Raw genomic sequence first — 24,236 nt, 5'->3', positions numbered from 1 at the left:
ATAAAAGGAGAGAATACAACATGAAAGATATTCATGAAACATTAACAAAAGTATTACTTGAAAAAAACAGCTTTCTTTCTTATGCCCAGGCACGCGCATGGATTGAGTTATTATGGGAGGACTTCCAAGTAACGTATGCAAAGTCTGGTCGTTATCAAGGTGAAGAAATGACGGAACAAATTGTAAGAGCATGGATTAATAACCATGGTGAACGTCTTCATGAAATCCGTACGAATAATCCGAAATATAGTCATTTAATTAATCAAGACGATCATTTAAAGCATTAAGAAAAGCGACCGAAGTTGGTCGCTCTTTTTAATGTGGAATCAATTCTAATTTTTTACGGAGTTTTTCTTCACTAAAAATCCATCCAGTATAGGAACTAATAATATTTAAATTTTGATCCAGTTGGACGATTGCAACGAATGGGTAATAATCTTTACTACGGTAGCGTAAATCGATAAAGCGCACTTCATAATAGTTGTCGTAATCAAAAATATCCCATCGATATACAGGTGAAAAAGATAAAAAAGCAGAAATGTTTTCATCTTTTTGTGCAGCCCACATAATTTTATTATCTGGAAGTGGAATACGATCAAATGTATCATGCACCATAATCTGGCCGCGGTGCCAACGAGCAACATAGTATTTGTCTTTTGTAGTAATTGCCAAATGATAATGATAAAAGCGGTAGGAAGGAGAAATGATGACTTCCTCGACATTTTCAAATCGTTTGTAAACTACACTTTTGACATTTTGTCTCATTACAATCCGGCCAATATAGTAGACAAACATTAAAATATATGCAGCTAAAGCAGTGTATCCTTTATGGGAGCCGACGAGCATGCAAGCGATAGCAAGTATGTGGATAAAGAAGATTATGGCATCGAATGTATTAATTACACCTAGCGCAACCCACTTTTTTGTAAATGGCCGTAATGCTTGTGTACCATAAGCGTTAAAAATATCAACAAACACGTGAAGAAAGACGGCAATAAATGACCAAAGTAGTAGATGAAGATAGGACGATTCTGTAAAGAAGGCAAAGGAAATGCCACTTATAAGGAAAGACCAAAGAATAACAGCAGGAATGGAATGAGTAATTCCGCGATGGTTTCGTATATATTTCGCATTATTACGTAATTTTAAGACGGTATCAATATCAGGGATATTGGATCCGGCAATTGTTGCAAGCATAACTGCCTGTGGTCCGAAATCACTCTGACTAATGGCTGGATCTAATGTTGCTAAACCACCTAATGTGACGCCCATAACAAGGTGAGTGGCTGTGTCCATGAAAACACACCTCCGTTTTTTATTAATGTAACTCTTTTTATTCGATATCTCAAGGCATTTGCCTTCTATTTCCTATATCATCTTACTTAAATTTTTTCCTAAAATCTTTATAATAGTACGTATATGCAAAAAATGAGGAGGATCAAGTTTGGCACTTGAAATATTAGACGATTTTAACATAGAGAAGTTTCAACATGATTTAATTAGTTGGTTTGAAAAAGAACAACGTGACTTACCGTGGCGCAAAAATAAAGATCCGTATCGTGTTTGGGTTTCTGAGATTATGTTGCAGCAAACACGAGTAGAAGCTGTAAAACCATATTACGCAAATTTTATGGGAAAGTTCCCAACGTTAGAAGCATTGGCATCAGCAGAGGATGAAGAGGTATTAAAGGCATGGGAAGGCCTCGGTTATTATTCTAGAGCGCGAAATTTACATGCAGCAGTGAAAGAAGTAAAAGAAGTATATGGCGGGAAAGTACCAAATGATGTGAAAAAAATTGAAAAATTAAAAGGTGTTGGTCCGTATACAAAAGGTGCGATTTTAAGTATTGCATATGGAATACCAGAGCCAGCTGTAGATGGAAATGTAATGCGTGTTTTATCTCGTATATTATCAGTTTGGGATGATATTGCGAAACCTAAGACGCGAAAAGTATTTGAAGAGATTGTACGTGAAATCATTTCAACGGAAAATCCGTCCTATTTTAATCAAGGCTTAATGGAGCTAGGTGCGCTCATTTGTATTCCGAAAAATCCAGCTTGTTTACTTTGTCCAGTTCGAGAACACTGCCGTGGTTATGAAGAAGGTGTACAGAAAGAGTTGCCGGTCAAAAGTAAGGCGAAAGCTCCTAAAATGGTGCCGCTTGTCGCGGGTGTGCTACAAACAGAGGATGGAAATTATGTAATTAATAAAAGACCAAGTACAGGTTTACTTGCGAATATGTGGGAGTTTCCAAATGTTGAGATTAGCGAAGGAATTCGTAATCATAAACAACAGCTTTCTGACTATATGAAAGAGAATTTTTCTCTTTCTGTTTCAATTGATGAATATGCAATGAATGTTGAGCATACGTTCACACACCGCACATGGGATGTATTTGTATTTTATGGAAAAGTAACAAGTGCTATTAAAGAAACAGATACATTAAAAGTTGTACCTAAAGAAGAATTTGAGAGATTACCTTTTTCTAAATCGCATCGTACAATTTATGAGGAATGTGTCAAAAAACTGCAGCCTTAATGGTTGGAGTTTTTTCGACATAAATATAATAATTCCTTACAAATATTTCATATTTCCTTAACAAATGACAAATACAATGAAAGTTGTAATAAAAAATTTACAGGGGGATAGGAAATGTTTAAAAAAGCAATCCGTTCAGCAGTTGTAGCGACCTTCTTGCTTCAAACATTAGCAGGGCCAGCCCATGTTACTTTTGCAGAAGAAAAGGAACAAGATCAGCAAGTTCTCATTTCAGAAGTTCATTATACGGATGATCTACGCTATATCGAATTGTATAACTCATCATCGAAAGTTATGGATATGAGAAATGTTCAACTGAAGGTTAATGGAAAAGTGCTACAACTTAAAAATGAAGATGAAAAACAATCTGTACAACCAAAAGAAACGAAGTTAATCTTATTTGGAGATAAAACAGTTAATGAGATTAATGAGCGCTATAAGACGGGAATAAAAGAAGGTCATGTATTATTTGCTACTGAGGATTTAAATGATGAACAAATTAAGATTGAAGTAATGAATGAGAAAAATAAAACGGTAGACGTTATTGAAACACGAAAAGAGAATAAAGATGTATCAATTCATTCTTTTTGGAATGAAACAAAGAAAGAGATAAAGAATGAAATACCATCGCCTGGGACTTACACTACATTCCAAGTGCAGGAAAAAGATAAAGCACCTACAGAATCCACACAAAAAGAGGCAGTCCAGTCAGACTCCAAACAACTAGAGCCTGAGCCACCAAAAGCTACACAATCAGAACCTACACAACCCAACTCTAAAACAAAGATAGAAAAGCAACCCGCACAAAAAGAGAATAATCAAAAAGAAGAGTTATTACAAGAAACAGTACATGTACCTAAAACGAAAATTAATGCACAGGAAGATTTACCGATTGAAATTCAGTTAGCGAGTGTATACGATGAGGCAAAAGTAAACGTTGTGTACCGTAGTGCCTCCGGCTTGTTAATGAAAAAACTGGAAATGAACAAAGGTGAGAATAATTTGTATTCTGCTGTTGTTCCAAAGCTAGATATTTGGTCTGATACGTTTACATATTGGTTTGAAATTGAACAGAGTGGAAAGGTTATTACATTTCCAGAAAAAGAACAATTTAAAAGTGCTATCGAGCATCAAACCGAAGATTATACAAAGAATAGGGCAGTTATGATTACGGAACTAATGCCAGATACGATAAATGTGAATGGGAAAGATGGATATGAATTTATAGAGATATATAATAATTCAAGTGAAGCAATACAATTGAAAGATTATAAGCTTATTTATAAGTATTCAGAAACTGGAAGTGAAGATTGGAATTTCACAGAAGATGTCACAATTCCATCAAAAGAAACGAGAGTGTTTTGGATTAAAAATGAAGGGAATGCAGCATTATCCAAACAAGACTTTATTCAAGTATACGGTGGGAATATAACGGAAGAGCAAGTGATTCAAATTGAAGCGGATGGATTGTCTAATAGCGGTGGAAGAACCATTCAATTTGCTGATCAGTACGGAACTGTTTTATCATCTGTAACATATGGAAAAGAGGATGTAAAGGTTGGCCAGAGTGTCGCGTATGCATACAAAACTGAAAGTGTTGAAATGCAAAAAGTAGGTTCGTTTGAAAAAGGAACACCTGGTGTGCAAATACCATTTCAAGTGCCGTTAGAACCAGTAAAACAATCAGAAGTTGGCGTTAAGATTGAGCATACAGCATCCCCTACTCATACAGCAACAGAAGATTTAACTATTGCTGCAACGATTAAAGGCGGAGAGAATGTAGCTGTTTTGTATACCCAAGATGGCAAATTAACACATAAAAAATTGCAGATGAATAAAGAAGGAAATGGCGATATTTATAAGGTGACAATTCCTCAGAAAGAGCTATGGGGAAACTCGTTATTCTATAAAATTGTCGTACAAGGTAATCAAAAAACAATTGAAAAATCTTATGAAACAAAAGTAGAGCATAAAAAAGTAGACCCGCAAAGTATACCGCCATTTTTGATTACTGAAGTGACCCCAGACACGACAAATGTCGGGAAGGCAGATGGATATGAATTTATTGAAGTATATAACAATAGCAAGCAAGATATTAATTTTAAGGATTATACAATTCGGTATCGTTATCCATCCGAAGGACCAGAAGGGGATCTTATTTGGGGATCCACTCCAGATGATGTTGTAATTCCATCAGGAAAATCTCTCGTATTTTGGATAATAAATGGTGAAAACAATGAGAAAACTGTCGCTGACTTTAATAAACAATTTGGCGCGAACTTAGTAGAAAATAAAAATATTGTTAGAATATACTCAAATGGAATGGCGAATGGAAGCGCACGAGGTATTGTCGTTGCAACAAAGACGGGGAAAGAGATTACTGCTGCTTATTATAATGATCAAGCAAACCAAGCAGATGTGAAAGCCGATAAGGGAGTTTTATATCGCTATCCTGAAGATGGCTCGCAAATTATGCAAAAGATTAGTATCGCAGAACATAATGCATCCCCTGGAACTATATTAGAAGGGCAAGTACCAGCTGAACGAGTTGCCTTGAAAGAAGATACGATTGCGCCGACGATTTCACATAAAGCGGCAGAAGAGCTAATTTCTGAATTTCAAGATCATAAACTGAGTTTTTCTGTTCTTGATAACGAACAATTGAAAAGTGTGAAATTATATTACAAAACGAATCCAAATGCAGAATATAAAGTTGAAAATTTAGTAGAGGACCGTGCAGACAAACAATATCATTATACGATTTACTCACCTGAATTAATTGGGAAAGAGAAAATAACATATTACTTGGAAGCCTCTGATGGTTTAAATGTAGTGAAAAGTGATATGTATTCAGTACAAATAGCTGGAGAGAAAGATAAGGGGCCTCTTCGTCTTAATGTACAGGATGAAGAAGTGGTCGCAAATCAAGTTTTATTAAAAGGAACCTCTTCGTCGGTGGGGGCTGAACAACTTTCGCTTTTAGTGGACGGAAAGAAAGTAGAGACGAACACATATTGTGCTTTAGAGAAGCCTGCTTATTTCGCTTTCGATGTGAAGCAAACTGATTTGTATTTTAAAAATGCAGTTACCATTGGGAATGAAGTATTGCGTGTATTTGATGATACGTATAGTGATTATGTCACATTAACTGTAAAAATTGATCAATCAAAAATTAAATATAATGAGCCGTTCAAAATTGATATTCGATCTGGCACAAAAACATCACCATTTGACGATCGAGTTGAAGAGAACAAAGATGATTTTTATTTGAAAAACGTCCGCCTCGTATTAGCAGATGGAACGACATTATATGATCCGAATTTTGCAAATCCAAATCAGGAATTATCAATTGGTGATGGAGATACATCAACACCGGTATTTACATTCGGATTCCAAGTTCCAGAAGACAAGTTTATTTCGAATGCGTATTTATGGGATACAAAACAAGTGAAGGATGGAAAACATCGAATTACAGTGCAAGATGGTGTGAATCAAGAAGTTGTTGCGAATGTACAAGTTGACAATACATCACCACAGATTTCTACTACAGTGCAGAACAAGAAAAAATATAAAGGGAAAATTCCAATTGATGTAACAGTTACAGATGATATAGCAGGAGTGAAAAGTAAAAAAGTTATATTGGATGGTAAAGAGATTATAACTCCATATGAAACATCATCTGCACAATTAGAAGCAGGAAAGCATGAGCTACATGTAGAAGCTGAGGACCAAGTAGGAAATCGGCAGGAAAAGACAATTCTATTTGAAACTTGGGCAGAGGACCCAACAGATCCTACTCCAATTGCCCCTAAAGATGGAGAGGAAAATGTGAGCACGAATCCGACGCTTGAAGCAAAAGTAACCGATCCGACAAATGATGCAATGAAAGCAACATTTTATAAAGGATATACTTATAAGCCGAATCAAACGGATCGTATAAAAATTACCGAAAATGCGATAGAACAAGAACCACCACAAGCTTTTGCTGTGAATGGTGAGAAAAGTTTTGACCAAGACCAGCTAAGTAAGGTTAGTAAAAAAGATGGGAAATATTATACAACGGAATCAATAGAGAAATTTCCATATCATCGTTTTGATGTAACAGTTGCTGCTGATGTGAAAGACGAAGATACAGTAGAAGTAAAATGGTATGGACATTCTCTAGAAGGAAGAAAAGTTACGATGTATGCTTGGAATCATATGACAAATAAATGGACAGAACTTACATCGAAAATTGCTGGGGATAAGGACTTTGAATTAAAAGGTGCTGTATTAGCGAAAGAATATGTAAAAGATCACAAAGTAAGTGTAATCGTGCAAGACCAAATTCCAAGTTCACCAAATAAGTTTGATTACACATTTGTATGGATGTCGGATACACAGTATTACTCTGAAAGTTATCCACATATTTACAAAAGTCAAGTTGACTGGATTGCTGCGCAAAAAGATCCATTAAATATTAAATATGTATTCCATACAGGAGATCTTGTTGATAAATCATATCAAGAATTTCAATGGCAACGCGCAGATGAATATATGAAAGTACTTGAAAATGCGAAAGTACCGTATGGTGTATTGGCTGGGAATCACGATGTAAATCATAAAGATGAAGACTATACAGCATACTCGAAATATTTTGGGGATTGGCGTTTTAAAGATAAGCCATTTTACGGTGAAAGTTATAAGGATAACCGTGGACACTATGATTTGATTTCAGCAAAAGGAAACGACTTTATTATGCTGTATATGGGATGGGGCGTTACAGATGAAGATATTCAATGGATGAAGGAAGTATTGCAGAAATATCCAAATCGAAAGGCAATTTTATCATTCCATGAATATTTACTTGTATCAGGTAATCGCAGCCCAATTGGTGACAAACTTTTTAATGAAGTAGTTAAACCGAATAAAAATGTGTTAGCTGTGTTAAGTGGACATTATCATGATAGTGAGAAATTAGTTGATGAAATTGATGATAATGGAGACGGAATCGCAGATCGTAAAGTATATCAAATGCTAGCGGATTATCAAGGTGGTCCAGAAGGTGGACAAGGTTATATGCGTCTCTTACAATTTGATGCAACTGCGAACAAAATGTATGTTAAAACGTACTCCCCATATTTAAATGAATACAATTTTTATAAACCAGAAGAGTATCCAGGAAAAGATGAATTTGAATTAGACGTTGATTTGAAACCTGCGATAAAACAAGTTGCAACAGACTATGTAGAAGTAAACGTGTACACGAATGAAGTAATTGGTAAAGATAACTTTGTGGCAAATTGGCGCAACGCAAAAGTGAAATGGGAGAACTTAAAGGAAAATACGACGTATCATTGGTATATAAAAGTTGAAGATCGATATGGCGGTCGAGTAACTTCACCAGTTTGGTCCTTTACAACAGGTAAAAAAGGTTGAAGATGGAACGTGTTCCCGAATTAGGGAACACGTTTTTTTAATCATAAGAAACTTTTGTACCGTGCGTCCAATCCGCTTCGCTTCTTTGAAGACCACCTCGAGATTCAATCTCTTTTATAATTTCTTTGTAAATCGTTTGGCCTTCTACGTTTAAATAAGGCATGATTTGCTGTAAGGAATGGTGAAAATAAGCTAATTCATCTTGTTTCCATTCTTCTTTCGAAATCATAGATAGTTCTGTCATATCGCGTCCAACGTACATGCTGTACACCTCCATCATCTGTAGTTTGAATGAGCCTAGAGAGATATATGCGTCAATTAAAAAATAATTTTCCGGATATCTTTTAGGATGGTTGGTTACATTATTAATTGTGGAGGTGAGAAAGATGAGTAAAAAACAACAAGGGTATAATAAAGCAACTTCTGGTGCTAGCATTCAAAGTACAAATGCTAACTATGGTACAGAGTTTGCAACTGAGACAAACGTACAAGCAGTAAAACAACAAAATGCACAATCAGAAGCAAAAAAAGCACAGGCTTCTAGCGCTGGTGTTCAAAGTGCAAATGCTAGCTACGGTACAGAGTTTGCAACTGACACTGATGTGCAAGCAGTAAAACAACAAAACGCAAAATCAGCAGCGAAAAAATCACAATCTTCTAGCACGAATCAATAACAAAGAAAAACACTTCTCGATTCAAGAGAAGTGTTTTCTTTGTTTGCAATGAATGATCTTTTACTAGTGAAAGTCTAATGGTATTCAACTCGATTGTTTTGAGAATTTTGTGGAGAGAGCCGACATAACTTCTAATAAGTCAACAAATGTAGTCAAAGGAGAAGGAGGTAGGAGATTAGAAAATAGTTAGTAGCGATGTATCCTGTATGAATAGATGATGAGAATTTATTGGAAACAGGGGGTAAATGATGAATTCATTTGATAAGTTGGTAGGAGAGCAGTTGCAAACAATGGATGAGTTACTGAAGTTACAAGCACATCTAGAGAAGTACCAACAGATCGAAACAAGTGAACAAGGAAAGTGCGATAAAAAAGATTTGCATTTTATTCGTCAAGAAATATACAAAACAGAACAAGCTTTGAAGCTTTTGCATGAAAAATTTGAGCAACAAACAAATGAAGTGATTCATTCTTTTGAAACTGAAAAAATAATTTCTAACTAAAGAAGTGACGTATTTTGATACTTTAGCTGGAAAAGCCCTTTCTTAATTTATGCAGAAGGGCTTTTTGTTGCATCATGATTTGTCAATGGGGAGTAATTCATTCATGTTTATGAAAGCTGGATTGTATCGGTTTAGTTTTAAAATTTTGACAAAAAAGTTATAATAGAAAAAAAGTGAATTCGGCTCAATACGTTTTTTAAAGGAACGATACTAGTTAGGGCAACTTTAGAAGAGCGTTCACAGTGAAAGAAGGGAGCACGTATGGGATTTCCCAAAGAAGGAGAAAAAGTACAAATACATAGTTATAAACATAATGGCTTCATTCATAGAATGTGGGAAGAGACTACAATTTTAAAAGGGACACAAAGTCTTGTAATTGGTGCAAATGATCGGACTGTAGTAACTGAATCAGATGGTCGGACATGGATTACGCGTGAGCCTGCAATTTGTTATTTTCATTCAAATTATTGGTTTAATGTAATCGGTATGTTAAGAGAAGAGGGAGTATACTATTATTGTAATTTAAGTTCTCCATTTGCGTATGATTCTGAAGCATTAAAGTATATTGATTATGATTTAGATATTAAAGTATATCCAGATATGACATATACACTTTTAGATGAAGACGAGTATGAGAAGCATAGTCAGATGATGAATTATCCTCCAGTGATTGATACGATACTAAAAAGAAATGTAGAGTATTTAACACAGTGGATTCATCAAAGAAAAGGGCCGTTTGCGCCAGACTTTGTTGATATGTGGTATGAACGGTATTTAATGTATAGAGATTAGAGCAAACCTGCAGGGATTTTCCCGGCAGGTTTGTCCTATTAAGGGGGAATTACATGCAAGGAATAAAAAGATATTTACAATTTGTAAAACCATATCGGTGGCTTATTACAATTACAATTATTATTGGACTCATTAAGTTTGGTATTCCGCTTATTATGCCATGGTTATTAAAGTATATTATTGATGATGTTATTCAAGGCAGTGGATCACTTCAGGAAAAAACATCACAATTGATAACGGCAATCGGTATTGCCTTTTTTATTTTTGGTGTACTGAGACCGCCTGTTGAATATTATCGTCAATATTTTGCACAGCGTATTGGTAATACAGTACTTTATGACTTGCGAAAACATATTTTTGGGCATCTACAAAAGTTGAGCTTACGCTACTATTCAAATACAAAAACGGGTGAAATTATTTCGCGCGTAATTCATGATGTAGAGCAGACGAAGGATTTTGTTATTACAGGGCTTATGAATGTTTGGCTCGATACAGCTACGATTTTTATTGCAATTGTAGTTATGTTTTCTATGAATATAAAATTAACGCTCGTTGCATTGTTAATTTTGCCAATTTATGCAGTTACAGTGAAATATTTTTTCGGGCGTCTTCGTAAATTAACGAGAGAGCGCTCACAAACATTAGCAACGATGCAAGGTTACTTACATGAGCGTATCCAAGGGATGCAAGTGACACGTAGTTTTGCATTAGAAGAGTATGAAAAGGGGCAGTTTGAAAAGAAAAATAATGAGTTTTTAACAAAAGCATTAACACATACAAGTTGGACAGCGCGGACATTTTCTACAGTGAATACGTTAACGGATTTAGGACCGTTACTTGTTATTGCGTTTGCGGCATATGAAGTGATTCAAGGTTCTTTAACACTTGGAACGATGGTTGCTTTTGTTGGCTATATGGATAGTTTATATAGTCCGTTGCGCCGCCTTGTTAATTCTTCTACAACACTTACGCAATCATTTGCATCAATGGATCGAGTGTTTGAGCTGTTAGATGAAAAGTATGATATTGTAAATACTCCAAACGCAATTGAAGCAAAAAAGCTTTCTGGTGAAATTGTATTTGATCAAGTTTCTTTTCGGTATAATGCTGATGAAAAAGATGTATTACATCACCTTTCTTTCTCAATTCGTCCTGGAGAAAAAGTTGCCCTCGTTGGAGTGAGTGGAGGAGGGAAATCATCCCTAGCTAATTTAATTCCAAGATTTTACGATGTTTCTAGCGGTGCGATTTATGTAGATGGTGTGAATGTGAGAGATTATAATGTAAGAAATTTACGTAGTCATATCGGTATTGTCTTGCAAGATAATCTATTATTTAGTGATACGATTCAATCTAATATTCTATATGGAAAGCCGGAAGCGACGAAAGAGGAAGTCATTGCGGCTGCAAAAGCAGCGCAGATTCACAATTTCATTATGAATCTACCAGATGGCTACGATACAGTTGTTGGAGAAAGAGGCGTAAAGTTGTCGGGTGGACAAAGGCAGCGTGTAGCGATTGCACGTGTCTTCTTGAAAAATCCTTCTTTACTTATATTAGACGAAGCAACATCGGCTTTGGACTTAGAGAACGAAAGACATATTCAGGAGGCTCTTCAAACATTAGCTGCGGACCGTACAACAATAATCATTGCTCATAGGTTAGCCACCATTACACATGTGGATACAATTATATATATTGAAGATGGTGAAATAAAAGAGAAAGGTTCTCATGAACAATTAATGCAAAAACAAGGATTTTATTATAATTTATATCAAATTCAACATATAGAAGAAACAGCCCCTTTGGCGTAAAGGGGCTGTTTCTTTATTCGTCTTCTTTTTTTTCATCAATTTGTAGTTCGTCTTCTGGTTTGTGATACGTATAAAAACTATCTACGAGTAAATCTAAATGTTCAACCTCTTCACTGTAATTAATAATTGAAGAAATGAGAGGGAAGAGATGTAACCATATTTTATAGGATTCTTCATCATCTTTATTTTGATAGTCCATAAATATATCAATTAATTCTTGTTTACCAGTTTCTACTTCATCAAGCATCTCAACAGACTGTTGTTTTTTCGCTTTGCCAATAAATTTTAATAAAACTTGTTCATGATAGTGTGTTAATGAATCTAATTCATTTTGAATGGATTCTTGAAATGGCTCAGGCATATATCGTAATTCATTTTCAGTGCGATGTAATGCTTTTAATGTACTTAATGCACGACTAGTTGTTGCTAACATTTGCCTAAATAAGACGAGCTTACGAATTTTTGCAAATTGTACTTTTTTCGTATAGCTTCTTTCTTCTTTGTAAAGCAAGTAGTAATGATTTAATTTAATCATTTTTTCTTTCATGCGATCAATATCTGTTTTCAGTGTTGTGAAATCAGAAGCTTGCCTACTGTTCATACGAATCCATTTCACAATTTCTTCTGTATTATCAACGATACGATGATATAGTTTTGTTTCGTATTTTGGCGGCATAAATATTAAATTTACAAGTGAAGCTGCGATAATTCCGGTCATAATCGTTGCAAAGCGAAGCAGAGCGAAGTCGAAGAAGTTTGCTCCTTGATACTCCATAATTGCAATAACTGTTACTAAAGCAATGGATATTGTATTTTCTAAACGTAATTGTAGTGCAAGAGCAATAACTAATATACAAGTTAATCCAATAATAAAAGGATTGTGTCCAAAAGCAAAAGCAAATCCGATAGCGAATACTGCACCAATTACGTTTGCTTGAATTTGTTCGAGTGCAGTTAAATACGAGCGGTATACAGATGGCTGCACAGCAAAAATTGCTGAAATTCCCGCGAATACGGGGCTCGGTAGTTGTAGCAAAGTACAAGCAAATAAAGCTAATGTAATGGCAATACCTGTTTTTAAAATGCGAGCACCAAGTTTCATACCCTTTTTAATATCCTTTCTCTCTTGTCATAATGAATGATACAACATGATACTATACATTCATTAGAATATGTTAGCAAGTGATATTTTAGTGGAAGTTCAAAAATTTTGGTTAAGATAGCCTTCTTTTTGAATCTGTATTTTTAGTGAAAAAACCTGCTGAATTTCAGCAGGTTTTCGAATTGTTATTATAGATTACTATGTGATACTTACTTCGTCAATTTTGAGGAAATAAAAATTGTATCATTCAGTTGAAATAGATGGGTCTGCTTGTTCTTTTTTCGGAATGACTTCATAAAAGTGAAGATGAATGTCCTCTAATAACGGTGTTAAGAGAGCGACTTCTTCATATTGTTCATGCTCGTTTAATACGCGAATATAGTCTAATAATAATTCGGTAACGTCTGATTTCCCGTTTTTGCTAAGCGGACGTAATGTTACATTCGCTCCTTTTGCAATTCTTCTTCGCAGGGCAGATTCTGTTAAACCAAGTTCAGGTTGATGGCGTAAATAAACGACACCACCAGTCATACCTGCACAAATCCATGGGCCAGGATCACCAAGAACGAGAGCCCGACCGTTTGTCATATATTCAAAAGCGAAGCCTTTAATATTTGCATGAACACCGAGATTCCCATGTTCTTTTTCTCGAAGTGGTTTTGTGATTCTTCCCCCGATGATCATATCTGCTCCAGATAAGCGGATGCCAGCACGTGCATCGGCGTTACCTTGCACATATAAAGTTCCTTTTTGTGCGCCGTACCCAAAACCTTTTCCGACAGAACCATTATAGTATGCTCCAGCTTTTCCTTTTGCTTTTGTGATATAAATGCCGCCACCGAATGATGTTTTTCCGATGCCATCTTGTGCGCCGCCATTTACGTGAATAAATAAGTTTTCGCTATTGTAGGCACCCAAACCATTTCCGGGAACGGAACCATTTGTATATTTTAATGTGATTGGTTCAAGCGTATTGTTGTCATATAATTTACTGCGGATTCGGTAGCATGATTCCAGGCCACCCATTACGCGTTGATCTACACCAACACTAACTAGTTCTTTTGATTGGAAAGAAGCGGTTGGTGTCTCCTGTTGTTGCTGCGCTGCTTCTGTTATCGTGTAGGAAGCACTCTCTAATGTGTATAATAAATTTTGTAAATCTAATAGTTCTGTGCCGCGCGTTTGTTCTAGCAAATCAGAACGACCAACAATTTCTTGTAAGTTCGCATAACCGAGTCCACCTGTTAAGCGCTTAAGTTCTGTTCCGAAAGCGGTAAATAGGTTCAATAAACCTTCTACAGCATTCTCAGATTGGCGTGGAACAAAACGGCGTAGTCCGTGCTCTTTTGCCTGTGCTTCTGATTCAATTTGTGTTGCAATACCAACATGACACGTATCTAAATGACAGCCCCGGCACGTTGTACAGCCGATTGCAATCATGGATAAAGTACCAAATCCAATGCGGTTTGCACCAAGAAGCATAATTTTCAGCGCATCATTTACACTACGAATACCACCATCAGCCCAAATCTCTACATTGTGTCTCATATTTGCTTCTAATAGAGCGTTATGAGCAGCTTTTACGCCGATTTCAACCGGGAGGCCTACATGTTGCAGGGCATGAATACGTGCAGCACCTGTTCCACCATCAAAGCCGCTAATATTAATAAAATCAGCACCAGCTTTTGCAATTCCTACAGCAATTGTTCCGATGTTAGGGACAACTGGGACTTTGACAGCGACTTTTGCATGTTGATTGGCTGTTTTAATTTCGGTAATAATTTGTGCTAAATCTTCAATCGAGTAAATATCATGGTTATTGGAAGGAGAAATCAAGTCCGAACCAATTGTTGCATTACGTGCTTCAGCGATTTTAGAAGTTACCTTTGATCCAGGTAAATGTCCGCCTTCACCAGGTTTTGCCCCTTGCCCAATCTTGATTTCAATTAAATTTGATGAGTTTAACAGTTCGGCATTCACTCCAAAACGCCCTGATGCAATTTGTTGGCCACGTGTATGTGGATATTTACCAATCATATCTTTAATTTCTCCGCCTTCACCGTTTAAACTAATCATATTGAGGCGATCAGCTGCTTCTGCATAAGCTCGGAATGCAATTTCATTTTGTGAGCCAAATGACATCGAACTAATAATAAATGGTAAGTCATGATTTTTTACTCTAATTGAAACGTGTTCAGTCGGCACTGGTTGCTCTGCTTCTTTCATTTGGACAAGGTGACGAATTGCAATGGGATTCTTATCTTCTACTTCAGCTAATTTCTCGCGATAATTATCGTAAGCATTTCCTTTTGCCACATCACCAATTGCTTTCCAAATGCGAGGGAATATATGAAACGTTTTTCTCATTCTAACTTTTGGATTGCTATAATCAAATGCTCGAGCTTTTGCATCTTTTGCTAAAGATTCAAGTGAAAATGCTACAGTGTGTGATCCTAAAAAGTTTGTAATTTGTAGTATGTTTGCGATTTCTTCGTGTAAACCAATTGAAGAGAAGAGGCGGCCGTAACCACGCAGTTCATGGATGCCAATAGTCGAAATGACTTTTTCGAGCCCTTTGTTTAGTGCTTTATATAAATTTGAAATTGGTATTGTTGTCCCATCATTTACGGTTGCAAACATTAAATATGGATTAATAACATCTGCACCTAGTCCATACAGTGTAACAATATCGTGCAAAGAACGGAGAGCGCCGGATCTTATCACAATGGAGCATTTTCGGCGTAATTTGTGCTCAGTTAGTTCTTGGTGTACTTTAGCTGTAATCAAATGGGGATCAATCCATAAGTGTTCATTTTGATGAGCTTTTGCATCATCAAGTAATAACAGAGAAGCCCCTTTTTTAATAGCTGTTACAGCTTCGGCGCTAATTCGATTTAATGCATCATGTAAAGTTTCTGATGGTAGAAATGTAACAGATAACTTGTAAACTGTGCTATGAATTGCAAATAAATTTATAAGTTGTTCATATGAGATGGTTTCTAAATCTTCTGAAAGCGATTGTGCTAAATTACCTTCTAATATAATTGGTGACAAAAGTTCGGTAACAAAAGTTTGCTGCTGATCGCTAAATAAGCTAGGACGTTCCCCTAGTACTGTACGTGTAGAGAAATGCTCAACTTCTCGGTCTCGGTCGATTGCTGGGTTTGTAACAACGGCAACACTTTCTTTTATAAAATCGGCAATGTTTCGTCTGTCTGTATCAAGTGCAGCGAGAGGGGCGTCATGGCCGAGTGAACGAATTGGTTCAACACCTTTTGTTGCCATTTGCTCAAGAAGTTGGATATGCTCACGATCCCAGCCGAAAGCTACATACTGCTCTGTTTCAACTTGAGAGAGGCAAAATAATCCTTCAATCTTTTCCACAGCTGGAGTAGATAAGTTGAAATGATAATCTGAAAAATTAATGCGTTGTTTCATTCGTTTATATACTTCTTCTTGATATGTTTCATATTCGTAGAGAACGAGGTCACCTTGTGTATTCCACTTTAAACCTACTTTTTCTCCAGGGGCAAGTGATTTTGGTTCTGCTACGTATTCAGATGGTGATACTACACCTGGTTCAGAAGAAAAGATATAGGAACTTTCTGTTTCTACTTTCCAAACTGGCCGCAAACCAAGTGAATCTACACTAAAAACAGCTTCATCTTTATAACGTGAAATAATACCGGCCGGTCCCTGGGCGAAGTGTCCCCATGCTTCACGCATATACGTATATAAATCTTGCATATGTGGTTCGTATAATTTAATCTCATTAATAATTGGTGGAAATAGTACATCCATTGCTTCAAATAGACTGTATTTGTAGTGAACAAGAAGTGTTTCTAGGGTGCGGTTTAAATCTTGAGAATCACTGCCTCCAGCAGTAAGTGGTACATCGATCATTTCGGCTTGATCGCGTAATTTGGAAATGGTATTAATTTCACCATTATGTCCAAGGATGCTAAATGGTTGCACGCGAAAAAAATTAGATAATGTATTTGTAGAATAGCGATTATGTCCAAGTGTCATTGTTGACGCAATAAGTGGGTGCTGTAAATCGTCGTAGTAGGCAACAAGTGTATCGCCAGCACCAAGAACTTTGTATACAACATGGTCGTGACTTAATGAAGCAACATGGATTGCTGTATTTTCTTCAATTTCAATTGTTAAAGAGAATAGTACTTGATCGATGTGTTCGTTTGTCGTTTCTGAAAGAATGGCAATTTGCCAAAATAAAGGCTCTTCTTGTTTACCAAGAGGACCAAGGACGTCAGAATTTATAACATCATCACTTTCGAAAATAACAGTGAGGTTTTTATTGTTTAATTTATTACGAATACTGTTTTTTAAAAGATTAGGATTTTCTTTTTTGTTTAGAAAAAAATGTCCAACGATAAAGTGGGGATGATCCACAATCGCTGGATTATATCCGCTATTTTTTAATTTTTCTTTCCAAAGGGCTTTCGGTAAGTCGATATGAACGCCAATACCATCGCCTTCACCATTAATAAAGCCAGCACGATGGTTCATTTTTACAAGTGATTGTATACAAAGATCGATGTTTTCTTTTGTTGGCACATTCTGTTTTTCCATAACGGAAACGATTCCACACGCATCGTGTTCTGCATTTGCGTAATTTCGAAATAAAGACGGTGTCCATTTATTTGTATTGTTAGGCATCCGTCAATCCCCCCTCTGTTATAAAGTTAAGAATAATCTAATTATTAAAGACGTATATTGCCTTATAGATAACAGAACAATTAATATGAATTCCAATATAAGACAGATAATTATGAATAATTATACTATTAATGTGCGATTTATGAAATAGAAAAAAGAAAAAAATAGAGGATGGCCTCTATTTTTTTCTTTTGAGTACGTATTTTCTTATGCGTTTGCTAAGGCAGCGAATGCTCTACCCACAGCTTCGATTGTATATTCGATATCTTCTTTTGTATGTTCTGTTGTTAAGAACCAAGCTTCATATTTAGATGGAGCTAAGTTAATGCCTTCATTGAGCATAAGCTTGAAGAATTTACCGAACATTTCCCCATCTGTATTTTGAGCAGCGTCATAATCTTCAATTGTATCTGTTGTGAAATATACAGTTAACGCACCTTTTAGACGGTTTACTGTAATATCGATACTATGTTTTGCAGCTTGTTCTAAAATACCTTTTTCGAGCATTGCTCCAAGCTCATCTAGTTTTTCGTATACCCCTTCTTGTTGTAGCACTTCTAAGCAAGCAATACCAGCTGCCATAGAAGCTGGATTTCCAGCCATTGTACCAGCTTGGTAAGCAGGGCCGAGCGGTGCAACTTGTTCCATAATTTCCTTCTTACCACCATATGCACCGATTGGAAGGCCGCCGCCAATTACTTTACCAAGTGCTGTTAAATCTGGTGTTACACCAAGTAAATCTTGAGCACCGCCGTACATAAAGCGGAAAGCTGTGATTACTTCATCATAAATAACTAGTGCGCCAGCTTCGTGAACAAGCTCATTCACTTTTTCTAGGAAGCCAGGTTTCGGTTCTACAATTCCGAAGTTCCCAACGATTGGTTCTACAAGAATAGCTGCTACTTCATGTCCCCATTTATCTAGTGCCTCTTTTAATGTTTCTACATTGTTAAATGGAACGGTAATAACTTCTTGTGCAATACTTTGCGGTACACCAGCAGAATCAGGAGTACCAAGAGTAGAAGGACCAGAACCAGCTGCTACAAGCACTAAGTCTGAATGACCATGGTAGCAACCAGCAAACTTCATGATTTTTGTGCGACCTGTATAAGCGCGAGCCACACGAATTGTTGTCATAACAGATTCCGTACCAGAGTTTACGAAACGAACTTTATCTAAAGCAGGCATTGCTTCTTTTAACATTTTTGCAAATTTTACTTCTAGTACTGTTGGTGTTCCGTATAAAACACCATTTTCAGCTGCTGTTTTAATTGCTTCTGTTACGTGAGGATGAGCGTGTCCTGTAATGATTGGACCATATGCGGCTAAATAATCGATATATTTGTTACCATCTATATCCCAAAAATAAGCTCCCTTTCCGCGTTCCATTGCAACAGGTGAACCGCCACCAACTGCTTTGAAAGAACGAGAAGGACTGTTAACACCACCAACGATATGTTCTAACGCTTCTTTATGTAATGCTTCTGATTTTGTGAAATTCACTACAATTCATCTCCTTACAAAAATCTATGTATTATTCTAACATGTTTTTCGAAAAGACGTATTGTTTGTGATAGGAATGGCAGTTGGGTAAACTATTCGTTGTGGTATCGAGGAAGGGGGTCCGATTATGAAATCGGTAATTGAAGTACAAGGATTACGTAAAGAATTTACAGCATATTCAAGCCGCTCTGGTTTAAAGGGTGCATTTCGCGATTTATTAAATCGTAATTATAAAATAGTACCAGCAGTGAATGATGTTTCGTTTACTGTAAAACAAGGTGAAATGGTTGGCTATATTGGTGAAAATGGTGCGGGTAAATCAACGACAATTAAAATGTTAACTGGAATTTTAACACCGACGTCTGGTCAAATTACAGTAAATGGTATGAATCCGCATAAACAACGAGAAGAATTTGTGAAAACAATAGGTGTTGTATTTGGTCAACGCTCACAGCTTTGGTGGGATATTGCGGTACAAGAATCATTTCGCTTATTAAAGAAAGTTTATGGTGTATCGGACGCGGAGTACAAGGAACATATGGAGCATGTTATTGAAACGCTAGATATTGGGCCTTTGTTAGATAAGCCAGTACGAAAGTTATCGCTTGGTCAACGAATGCGTTGTGAATTAGCGGCAGCGTTAATTCATAATCCACCGCTTTTATTTTTGGATGAGCCAACAATTGGATTAGATGTTCTTGTGAAATTAAAAATCCGTGAGTTTTTAAAAGAAATGAATGAACGTTATAAAACAACAATTTTATTAACAACGCATGATATTACCGATATTGAAGCATTATGTGAACGCGTCATTATGCTGGATGAAGGAAACATTATGTACGATGGATCATTAGAAAAACTTCGTTCGCAGTGGGGAGCAGAAAAAGAAATACATTTTCAATTTACTGCACCAGTTTCATACCAACAACTATCAATGTTAATGCCAGATAATCATGTAGCTTGGTCACAAGGGAAAGAAGAATATACATGGATTGCGAAAATACCAAATGAAGAGGTAATAATTTCTATGCTCATTTCCAAAGTAGTTCAAGCTTTTCAAATTAAAGATTTAAAAATTAATGAAGTTTCGACAGAAGAAATTATTCGTAATATTTATGAAGAAGGTATCATTCATGGGTAAGTATATAGAAATGATTCGTGTTCGTTTTTTAATGATGCTTGCTTACCGAACAAACTACTATAGTGGGATTTTAATTTATACAATTAACATCGGAGCATATTATTTTTTATGGCAAGCTATTTACAGTGGGAAAGAGAATATTGAAAGTTTATCAATTTCTCAAATGACAACCTACATTGCCATCGCATGGATGGCTCGCGCTTTTTATTTTAATAATATTGACAGAGAAATTGCGATGGAAATTCAAGAGGGACGTGTAGCTGTTGAATTAATTCGTCCATATAACTATTTAGGAATGAAAGTTATGCAAGGTCTTGGAGAGGGAATTTTCCGTTTTGCATTCTTTTCTATTCCAGGCATGGTTATTGTTACACTTTTATTCTCATTACAAATTACAACAAATTTTCAAACGTGGTTGTGGTTTTTCCTATCGTTAATATTCAGCTTTATTATTAATACACAAATTAACTTAATGACAGGCATGCTTACTTTTTTCTTATTTAATAACAGTGGAATTATGTATGCAAAACGTGTGGTTATTGATTTATTTTCAGGTTTATTACTACCCATTAGTTTTTATCCTCTATGGGCACAAAAAGCAATGGTATTTTTACCATTTCAAGCAATCAGCTATATTCCGAGTATGATTTTTTCTGAGGGAATACAGGGAAGTAAGTTGTATCAAGCTTTATTATTTCAAATGATTTGGGCAGTCGTACTTATTGTTCCAATTGTGCTGATGTGGAAAACGGCGAGAAAACGCCTAATTGTACAAGGGGGATGATGAGATGCTGTATATAAAACTGTTTTTGCAATATGCAAGCCAATATATCAAAACGAAGCTCGAGTATCGTGGTGATTTTATTGTTGGGTTATTATCTGATTTACTATTACAAGCTGTTAATTTAATTTTTATACTTGTTGTTTTTGGACATACGCAGGCATTAAAAGGATGGAGTCGTGAAGAGGTTATTTTTATTTATGGCTTTTTCTTAGTTCCGTTTGCTATCTTTTCTTCTTTCTTTAATATATGGGACTTTAATGACAGGTACATTATTAAAGGAGAAATGGATCGCGTTTTAACAAGACCAATTCATAGTTTATTCCAAATTATATTAGAGCGAATGGAGCTGGAGTCTTTAATTGGTGCAGTTACTGGGATTATTGTAATGGGGTATGCGGCAGTGCAACTTGAATTATCCTTTTATTGGTACGATTTCTTTCTTTTCTTGTTCATGGTAGCAGGAGGGGCGCTTGTGTATGGCGGGATATTTGTAACGCTCGCGAGTATTGGTTTTTGGTCAGATGCGAAAAGTTCAATTATGCCACTGATGTATAACATAGGAAATTATGGACGCTATCCGGTAAATATTTATAACCGTGTGATTCGCTTTGTTTTAACGTTTGTATTACCATTTGCGTTTGTTGGCGTATATCCAGCTGCATATTTTCTTAGAAAGACGGAATGGAATAGTTATGCGTTTGCGACACCGATTGTTGGTGTGATTTGTTTTACAATTGCAATCACGCTTTGGAATTTTGGAGTGAAGAAATACCGTGGTGCGGGAAACTAACGGTGGGTATACAAGTTTCATCTACTGTGGGATAAATTGTTCTTTGCCTTCATACATATAGGATGAGGTGGAGGACATGTTATGGGGACTTATTTTATTAATTGCAGCGATTGCTGTGTTAAGAAGTATTCAAATATTATGGAGCTCATACTCAGATTCGAAGCGTTTCTTTTCCTTGTATAATCTAACTTCATTATTTCTAATTTATACAACAGTGCTTATCGCATTCGGATTAAGTTATGTTGTATTAGAGGAAAGTGGATTTGCAGCCTTAAGAGAAGATGGAGAAAGTTTAAATGTTCATTCTTTCCAGCTAGTAGAAGTGTGCTTATATTTTAGCGCGGTTACTTTATTATCAGTTGGATATGGTGATATAACTCCTGTTGGAATTGGGCGCTGGATTGCAATTATTGAAGCGCTAATAGGATATACTTTGCCGTTTGCATTTGTAGTTCGGACCGTGATAGACAATGAAAAATAAGATAACATTTGTTATAGTAGAAGGAAAAGGTAAGGAGTGGTAAAGATGGTCGCAGTAGGAGAAATGGCACCGGATTTTACACTAGAAGGAAGTAACGGAGAGCAGGTTAAGCTATCGGATTTTCACGGAAAAAATGTAGTGCTATATTTTTATCCGAAAGATATGACACCAGGATGTACAACAGAAGCGTGTGATTTCCGTGACGCATATGGGTTATTCCAAGAAAAAGATACGGTTATACTTGGTGTGAGTCCAGATCCAGCGAATAGACATTTGAAGTTTATTGAAAAGCATGATTTGCCATTTGTACTTTTAGTAGATGAAGATCATAAAGTGGCAGAACTATATGATGTATGGAAGTTGAAAAAGAATTTTGGAAAAGAGTACATGGGAATTGAAAGATCTACGTTTCTTATTAATAAAGATGGTGAACTGGAAAAAGAATGGCGAAAAGTAAAGGTAAAAGGACATATTGAAGACGTCCTTTCACATTTGAATTAAGGTTCTGCATGAGCAAGAATTAAAGAAATTCATTATGCTGTAAGTACTATGAGGCATATGCCTATACCCTTTTGCTGATGTTTCATACATTAAAAGGGTAGGGCATACCTCCTCAGATGATAGTATTCCAAGTGCGATTATTTCGCACTTTTTTCTATGTAAATGTATAAAGGTAGGACAAACATACATAAGAATAAGGTTAGGTGAAAAATAAACCATATAGTTATAGTAGAAATATTGACGATTGACAAGAAAAGGAGTACACTCTTTATAAGAATTATAAAATAATAATCCGTATAGAATCGGGGTGCATGACGGTGGTCAAAGAAGAATTAAAAGAAGCGCTAGAAATGCTGAAAAATACGGGTGTACGCATTACTCCACAGCGTCATGCTATTTTAGAGTACCTTGTGGAATCTATGACGCACCCAACAGCGGATGAAATTTATAAAGCGTTAGAAGGTAAGTTTCCAAATATGAGCGTTGCAACTGTCTATAATAACTTACGTGTATTTAAAGAGGTTGGTCTTGTTAAGGAACTAACTTATGGAGACGCTTCAAGTAGATTTGATTATGTTACAAGTCAGCATTACCATGTGATTTGTGAAAAATGTGGTAAGATTGTTGATTTTCCTTATGAAGGTTTGGAAAAACTTGAAGATGAAGCTGCAAAAACAACGGGCTTCGTTATTAATAGTCACCGTTTAGAAATTTATGGCGTATGTCCAGAGTGTCATAAGGCGTAATATATAATAAAGAAAGAGGTTGACGGCTACGTCGACCTCTTTCTTTATTATATAAACTTCATTTTATGCTTTGTAGTTCTTTTTATTATACTTTTCATCGAACTCTTTTCCTTCTAAAGCAGGATCAAGCGTTAAGGGTTGATTACAATGCATACATGCGTCTACTCGGCCGAGCATCTTTGTTGGTTTATTACAGCTTGGACAAATAATCTGTATAGTTTTTGTAGATAACATACCAATCCAAAAATAAACAAAAGTGCTAGCGATAACAGCTAAGAAACCGAGCATCATAAAGGTAGTCATGACAATAATGTTCTCTCGAAAAAAGACGCCTAAGTATGCAATGAAGAGTCCGATAAATACTAAACTTAACGCAAAGGTTCGAATTTTATTGATTTTGTTCGAATATTTAATCCCCATTCCCATCACGCTCCTATAGCAACAATATAACACACAATTTAGAATTTTTGGTTTAAAAGGGGTAGGGTTTATTAAAATGGTGCAATGACAAAAGAAATAAACGGGATGTGAAATTTTTTTACGAAAAGTATTGACCAAGTATAACCTGCATGATATATTAATAACCGTCGCTGATGCGAAACGGCAGAAAGCGAAAAAAAGAAATTAAAAAACTTAGTTGACATCGAAAAATGAAGATGTTAACATAAGGAAGTCGCCATCGAGCGGCAATGAGTTCTTTGAAAACTGAACGAAACAAACAACGTGAAACGTCAATTTTTATTTTAGATGCTAGACAAACTAACTTTA

19 protein-coding genes are annotated in these 24,236 nt (G+C 36.0%); 13 read left to right on the top strand and 6 right to left on the bottom strand.

What is annotated here, in order from left to right; all coding sequences use genetic code 11:
* The first annotated feature begins 20 nt into the window (after positions 1-20).
* Entirely contained in the window at positions 21-287 is a 267-nt protein-coding gene (locus J4P91_RS16010; RefSeq protein WP_207994919.1) for a YfhJ family protein, read from the top strand.
* Between the two features lie 28 nt (positions 288-315).
* Here J4P91_RS16010 and J4P91_RS16005 read toward each other — a convergent pair whose 3' ends face one another.
* Positions 316-1,296: a metal-dependent hydrolase gene (locus J4P91_RS16005; RefSeq protein WP_017153988.1), complete on the bottom strand. Its 981-nt coding sequence runs from the start codon at positions 1,294-1,296 to the stop codon at positions 316-318.
* Positions 1,297-1,444: 148 nt separating this feature from the next.
* Here J4P91_RS16005 and mutY point away from each other — a divergent pair, with 148 nt between their 5' ends.
* Both mutY and J4P91_RS15995 read left to right on the top strand, forming a co-directional pair.
* The gene (gene mutY / locus J4P91_RS16000) at positions 1,445-2,539 is read left to right on the top strand and encodes an A/G-specific adenine glycosylase (protein WP_207994918.1); all 1,095 of its coding nucleotides are present in this window, start codon (positions 1,445-1,447) and stop codon (positions 2,537-2,539) included.
* 114 nt (positions 2,540-2,653) lie between these two features.
* Positions 2,654-7,957 (top strand): lamin tail domain-containing metallophosphoesterase family protein, encoded by a 5,304-nt coding sequence (locus J4P91_RS15995; RefSeq protein ID WP_207994917.1) that lies wholly within the window; start codon positions 2,654-2,656, stop codon positions 7,955-7,957.
* Positions 7,958-7,994: 37 nt separating this feature from the next.
* Here the strand turns inward: J4P91_RS15995 and J4P91_RS15990 are convergent, their stop codons facing one another.
* Positions 7,995-8,219 carry a hypothetical protein gene (locus J4P91_RS15990; protein WP_017153985.1) on the bottom strand — a complete coding sequence of 75 codons (225 nt, stop codon included), beginning with the start codon at positions 8,217-8,219 and terminating at the stop codon, positions 7,995-7,997.
* Between the two features lie 124 nt (positions 8,220-8,343).
* Between J4P91_RS15990 and J4P91_RS15985 the strand changes: the two genes are divergently transcribed.
* The 4 genes from J4P91_RS15985 to J4P91_RS15970 all read left to right on the top strand — a co-directional run bounded on the left by J4P91_RS15985 (position 8,344) and on the right by J4P91_RS15970 (position 11,740).
* Complete coding sequence (locus J4P91_RS15985; RefSeq protein ID WP_017153984.1) at positions 8,344-8,631, top strand: gamma-type small acid-soluble spore protein; 288 nt, start codon at positions 8,344-8,346, stop codon at positions 8,629-8,631.
* 248 nt (positions 8,632-8,879) lie between these two features.
* The gene (locus tag J4P91_RS15980) at positions 8,880-9,134 is read left to right on the top strand and encodes a YgaB family protein (RefSeq protein WP_017153983.1); all 255 of its coding nucleotides are present in this window, start codon (positions 8,880-8,882) and stop codon (positions 9,132-9,134) included.
* Between the two features lie 261 nt (positions 9,135-9,395).
* Positions 9,396-9,926 (top strand): nucleoside tri-diphosphate phosphatase, encoded by a 531-nt coding sequence (ntdP, locus tag J4P91_RS15975; RefSeq protein ID WP_017153982.1) that lies wholly within the window; start codon positions 9,396-9,398, stop codon positions 9,924-9,926.
* 53 nt (positions 9,927-9,979) lie between these two features.
* Positions 9,980-11,740 (top strand): ABC transporter ATP-binding protein, encoded by a 1,761-nt coding sequence (locus tag J4P91_RS15970; RefSeq protein ID WP_207994916.1) that lies wholly within the window; start codon positions 9,980-9,982, stop codon positions 11,738-11,740.
* Positions 11,741-11,753: 13 nt separating this feature from the next.
* Here the strand turns inward: J4P91_RS15970 and J4P91_RS15965 are convergent, their stop codons facing one another.
* The 3 genes from J4P91_RS15965 to hemL all read right to left on the bottom strand — a co-directional run bounded on the left by J4P91_RS15965 (position 11,754) and on the right by hemL (position 19,025).
* Positions 11,754-12,842, bottom strand: coding sequence for an aromatic acid exporter family protein (locus tag J4P91_RS15965; RefSeq protein WP_207994915.1), 1,089 nt, complete (start codon positions 12,840-12,842; stop codon positions 11,754-11,756).
* A gap of 243 nt (positions 12,843-13,085) precedes the next feature.
* Positions 13,086-17,522 carry a glutamate synthase-related protein gene (locus J4P91_RS15960; RefSeq protein ID WP_207994914.1) on the bottom strand — a complete coding sequence of 1,479 codons (4,437 nt, stop codon included), beginning with the start codon at positions 17,520-17,522 and terminating at the stop codon, positions 13,086-13,088.
* A gap of 207 nt (positions 17,523-17,729) precedes the next feature.
* Entirely contained in the window at positions 17,730-19,025 is a 1,296-nt protein-coding gene (gene hemL, locus J4P91_RS15955; RefSeq protein ID WP_207994913.1) for a glutamate-1-semialdehyde-2,1-aminomutase, read from the bottom strand.
* 127 nt (positions 19,026-19,152) lie between these two features.
* Between hemL and J4P91_RS15950 the strand changes: the two genes are divergently transcribed.
* The 6 genes from J4P91_RS15950 to perR all read left to right on the top strand — a co-directional run bounded on the left by J4P91_RS15950 (position 19,153) and on the right by perR (position 23,468).
* Positions 19,153-20,166, top strand: a complete 1,014-nt coding sequence (locus J4P91_RS15950; RefSeq protein WP_017153977.1) for an ABC transporter ATP-binding protein — start codon at positions 19,153-19,155, stop codon at positions 20,164-20,166.
* Positions 20,159-20,950 (top strand): ABC transporter permease, encoded by a 792-nt coding sequence (locus J4P91_RS15945; protein WP_017153976.1) that lies wholly within the window; start codon positions 20,159-20,161, stop codon positions 20,948-20,950. The genes J4P91_RS15950 and J4P91_RS15945 overlap by 8 nt, the downstream gene beginning before the upstream one ends.
* Before the next feature lie 4 nt (positions 20,951-20,954).
* Positions 20,955-21,740 (top strand): ABC transporter permease, encoded by a 786-nt coding sequence (locus tag J4P91_RS15940; RefSeq protein WP_017153975.1) that lies wholly within the window; start codon positions 20,955-20,957, stop codon positions 21,738-21,740.
* Positions 21,741-21,816: 76 nt separating this feature from the next.
* Positions 21,817-22,221, top strand: coding sequence for a potassium channel family protein (locus J4P91_RS15935; RefSeq protein ID WP_017153974.1), 405 nt, complete (start codon positions 21,817-21,819; stop codon positions 22,219-22,221).
* Between the two features lie 45 nt (positions 22,222-22,266).
* The gene (bcp, locus tag J4P91_RS15930; RefSeq protein WP_207994912.1) at positions 22,267-22,722 is read left to right on the top strand and encodes a thioredoxin-dependent thiol peroxidase; all 456 of its coding nucleotides are present in this window, start codon (positions 22,267-22,269) and stop codon (positions 22,720-22,722) included.
* A gap of 317 nt (positions 22,723-23,039) precedes the next feature.
* Entirely contained in the window at positions 23,040-23,468 is a 429-nt protein-coding gene (gene perR, locus J4P91_RS15925; RefSeq protein ID WP_207994911.1) for a peroxide-responsive transcriptional repressor PerR, read from the top strand.
* Between the two features lie 63 nt (positions 23,469-23,531).
* Here perR and J4P91_RS15920 read toward each other — a convergent pair whose 3' ends face one another.
* Positions 23,532-23,888 carry a YgzB family protein gene (locus tag J4P91_RS15920; RefSeq protein ID WP_207994910.1) on the bottom strand — a complete coding sequence of 119 codons (357 nt, stop codon included), beginning with the start codon at positions 23,886-23,888 and terminating at the stop codon, positions 23,532-23,534.
* Positions 23,889-24,236 lie beyond the last annotated feature (348 nt).

It is taken from the genome of Bacillus sp. XF8 (genome assembly GCF_017498755.1).
Lineage (GTDB): Bacteria > Bacillota > Bacilli > Bacillales > Bacillaceae_G > Bacillus_A > Bacillus_A bingmayongensis.
This window is presented reverse-complemented; position numbering and strand designations above follow the sequence as displayed.

What these genes read in the sequence shown, in the direction of transcription:
- J4P91_RS15935 (WP_017153974.1), top strand. Translation starts at nt 21,817, where the DNA reads ATGTTATGGGGACTTATTTTATTAATTGCAGCGATTGCTGTGTTAAGA.
- J4P91_RS15970 (WP_207994916.1), top strand. Translation starts at nt 9,980, where the DNA reads ATGCAAGGAATAAAAAGATATTTACAATTTGTAAAACCATATCGGTGG.
- J4P91_RS15960 (WP_207994914.1), bottom strand. Translation starts at nt 17,522, where the DNA reads ATGCCTAACAATACAAATAAATGGACACCGTCTTTATTTCGAAATTAC.
- bcp (WP_207994912.1), top strand. Translation starts at nt 22,267, where the DNA reads ATGGTCGCAGTAGGAGAAATGGCACCGGATTTTACACTAGAAGGAAGT.
- J4P91_RS15945 (WP_017153976.1), top strand. Translation starts at nt 20,159, where the DNA reads ATGGGTAAGTATATAGAAATGATTCGTGTTCGTTTTTTAATGATGCTT.
- J4P91_RS15950 (WP_017153977.1), top strand. Translation starts at nt 19,153, where the DNA reads ATGAAATCGGTAATTGAAGTACAAGGATTACGTAAAGAATTTACAGCA.
- J4P91_RS15965 (WP_207994915.1), bottom strand. Translation starts at nt 12,842, where the DNA reads ATGAAACTTGGTGCTCGCATTTTAAAAACAGGTATTGCCATTACATTA.
- ntdP (WP_017153982.1), top strand. Translation starts at nt 9,396, where the DNA reads ATGGGATTTCCCAAAGAAGGAGAAAAAGTACAAATACATAGTTATAAA.
- J4P91_RS15980 (WP_017153983.1), top strand. Translation starts at nt 8,880, where the DNA reads ATGAATTCATTTGATAAGTTGGTAGGAGAGCAGTTGCAAACAATGGAT.
- J4P91_RS15940 (WP_017153975.1), top strand. Translation starts at nt 20,955, where the DNA reads ATGCTGTATATAAAACTGTTTTTGCAATATGCAAGCCAATATATCAAA.
- J4P91_RS15990 (WP_017153985.1), bottom strand. Translation starts at nt 8,219, where the DNA reads ATGTACGTTGGACGCGATATGACAGAACTATCTATGATTTCGAAAGAA.
- J4P91_RS16010 (WP_207994919.1), top strand. Translation starts at nt 21, where the DNA reads ATGAAAGATATTCATGAAACATTAACAAAAGTATTACTTGAAAAAAAC.
- J4P91_RS15920 (WP_207994910.1), bottom strand. Translation starts at nt 23,888, where the DNA reads ATGGGGATTAAATATTCGAACAAAATCAATAAAATTCGAACCTTTGCG.
- J4P91_RS15985 (WP_017153984.1), top strand. Translation starts at nt 8,344, where the DNA reads ATGAGTAAAAAACAACAAGGGTATAATAAAGCAACTTCTGGTGCTAGC.
- J4P91_RS15995 (WP_207994917.1), top strand. Translation starts at nt 2,654, where the DNA reads ATGTTTAAAAAAGCAATCCGTTCAGCAGTTGTAGCGACCTTCTTGCTT.
- J4P91_RS16005 (WP_017153988.1), bottom strand. Translation starts at nt 1,296, where the DNA reads ATGGACACAGCCACTCACCTTGTTATGGGCGTCACATTAGGTGGTTTA.